Below are 2,794 nucleotides of genomic sequence, written 5' to 3' on the forward strand. Positions count from 1 at the left end.
GTGGCCTGGAAAACCGGCACGTCCTTCGGACACCGTGACGCCTGGGCCGTTGGCATCAGCCAGGACCTGGCCATCGGGGTCTGGGTCGGCAACCCGGACGGCTCGTTGTGCGCGAACATCTCCGGCGTCCGCCATGCCGGACCGCTGCTTTTCGACATCTTCCGGGCCCTGCGGCCCGGTGCGGCCGGACCGCCCCGCATCGAGGCTCCGCGCCTGACACGCATGACCGTTTGCGCCATCAGCGGCGACCGTCCCGGACCAAACTGCCCCACGATCCAGACCCAGGCCATCGCCGGCGTGACCAAGCTGCCGGTCTGCGCCCTGCACAAACAAATTTTCGTGGACCGGGACACGGGCCTGCGCCTGGTGGGAGACTGTCTTCTGGCCCACCCGACGCGGGAGGAAACCGCCCTTGTCTGGCCAGCCGAACTTCTGGCCTGGCAACGTGCCCAAGGTTCCCCCATGGCCGGTCTGCCGGCCATGCATCCGGACTGCGCCGACGTGCCGGACGAAGCCGGGCCGACCATCCAGTCTCCCTCGGCGGCCACGCCCTACGTCACGCGCTCCGACGTCCCCCCCGAGTTCCAGCGTCTGGCCCTCCTGGCCGCGCCGGGGCCGGGCGCGACACGCCATTTCTGGTATGTGGACGGCGGTTTTGTCGCCAGTTCCGCACCGGAAACCCCGTGCTTCACGCCCCTTACGCCAGGGCGGCATGCGGTCGTCGTCACCGACGATCTGGGACGCGGCGCGACCGGGACGTTCACGGTCCAGGACCCCGGCCTTGGCAGCGCCACCCGCCCCTGATAGGCAGCCCCATGTCCATCAAGCTCCATCTCGTGTTCCAGGACCGGGTCGGCATCGTCGCCGACTTGTCCCGACGCATCGCGGACCGCATGTTCAACATCGTGGCCATGGAGGTGGACCGCGTCGCCGACCTGGCCCACGTCTATCTGGAAGCGGAACATCGCCCTTCCGGAACGCCGCCGGAGCTACTGCCGGCCCTGACCGACATTCCCGGCCTGATCACGACCCGGCCCATCGCAACCCTGCCCCAGGAAGAACAGGCCCAACGATTGCGCGTGGTCCTGGACAACATCGCCAGCGCCGTCATCGCCGTGGACACGGCCGGCAAGGTCACGACCATGAACACAGTGGCCCGAAAAATCCTCGGCCGCGAAAACGAGAACGTTCTGGGTCTGGACGTGCGCGACCTGGGTCTGGACGACACGGCCATCCTGGACAGCCTGGACGGCCGGGAATGCGTGGCCATGAAAAAAACACTGGCCACGGCCTCGGGGCGTCTCCAATACTTCGCCACCTGCCGACCCATCCGCGACGCGTCCGGGCACGTCATCGGAGCCGTGGAAATCATCACGGACATGCGCGAAATCAAGATGTTGGCCCGTAGCATTTCCGAACCGGCCCAAATCAGCTTTTCAGACATCGTCGGTCAGAACCAGGCCATCATCAACCTCATCGGCTACGCCCAACTCATCGCGACCACGGATTCCATCGCCTGCATCCGGGGCGCGTCGGGCACGGGCAAGGAGCTGTTCGCCCGGGCCATGCACACGGCCAGCCGCCGCATTGGCCCCTTCGTGCCCATCAACTGCGCGGCCCTGCCCGAACAGCTTCTGGAAAGCGAACTGTTCGGTTATGTGGCCGGCGCCTTCACCGGCGGGCTCAAGGACGGCAAGCCAGGCCTGTTCGAGGTAGCCGGCGACGGCACGGTGTTCCTGGATGAAATCGGGGACATGCCGCTCTCGTCCCAGGCCAAGATCCTGCGCGTCATGCAGGATCTGCGCGCGAGACGCATCGGTGGAACCAAGGAAATCCCGATTCGGGCGCGGATCATCACCGCCACCAACGGCAATCTGGAAAAAATGGTCGAGGACGGCACCTTCCGGCGGGATCTTTACTACCGTATCAACGTCCTGCCCATCCACATCCCGCCCCTGCAGGAGCGTCTGGACGACATTCCCCTCCTGGCCGAGCACTTCCTTTTTGCCCTGGCCCAACGCGCCGGGCGGCCGGTCAAGACCGTGTCCGCCGCCGGGATGGCCAAACTGGGCCGCCACCACTGGCCGGGCAACGTGCGGGAGCTGAAAAACGTGGTTGACCGGGCGGCCATCCTCTGCCCGGACGAGGTCATCGACGACCGTTTCGTCATCCTGTCCCACGAATTGGGCGAACGCATTCCTGGCCAGACCCGGTCCATGCCCAGGGCCGAGGCCGGCCAACCCCTCAAAACCCAGCTTGACCGTCTGGAAAAGGACATCCTCGAAACAGTCCTGACCCAGGCCAGAAGCGTACGCCAGGCGGCCGTGACCCTGGGCCTGTCCCACACGGCCATTTTGCACAAAATCAAGAAACACGGTCTGCGCGTGACCCGCCCCCTGCGGGTGGAACAGAAAACGCGACGCCCGTGACCGGCCTACCCCCGTTCCCCAGCCGCCCCAACGACGCCATGCACAACACGAACAAACCGTTCCAACCCGAGCGGATCGAACCCCGACGACAGGGGATTCATGAATCCGTGCGCGTATTCGGTCCGCACACAGGTCAGGGTTTTATGATCGGCCAGGGCAACGATCAGCGCATCCACATCGAAATGGCGCTCCATCGCCGGAAAGATCAGGGTCGTGGGCACGGACAGGGCAATGTCCGGATTGTCGCGGACGCGGGACGGATAAAAACCCACGAAATTCCTGGCAGGGCCGCAAAAACCGTCCAGAGCGGTCCACACGGCAGCCGCGCCGGCGCTGAATCCGACCAGAACGCACTCGCCCGCCAG

2 protein-coding genes are annotated in these 2,794 nt (G+C 65.6%); both read left to right on the top strand.

Translation table 11 applies throughout. The features are described 5' to 3' along the window. Positions 1-804 (top strand): penicillin-binding protein 1C (locus EOL86_13435; protein NCD26578.1); only part of this gene is annotated, 804 nt, incomplete at its 5' end. A gap of 11 nt (positions 805-815) precedes the next feature. Next, positions 816-2,429, top strand: coding sequence for a PAS domain S-box protein (locus EOL86_13440; GenBank protein ID NCD26579.1), 1,614 nt, complete (start codon positions 816-818; stop codon positions 2,427-2,429). Positions 2,430-2,794: the final 365 nt, after the last annotated feature.

Source organism: Deltaproteobacteria bacterium (genome assembly GCA_009930495.1).
In the GTDB taxonomy this organism is placed as follows: Bacteria; Desulfobacterota; Desulfovibrionia; order Desulfovibrionales; family Desulfomicrobiaceae; genus Desulfomicrobium.

Excerpts from the sequence above, each read along its gene's own strand:
- EOL86_13440 (NCD26579.1), top strand. The coding sequence starts at position 816 with ATGTCCATCAAGCTCCATCTCGTGTTCCAGGACCGGGTCGGCATCGTC.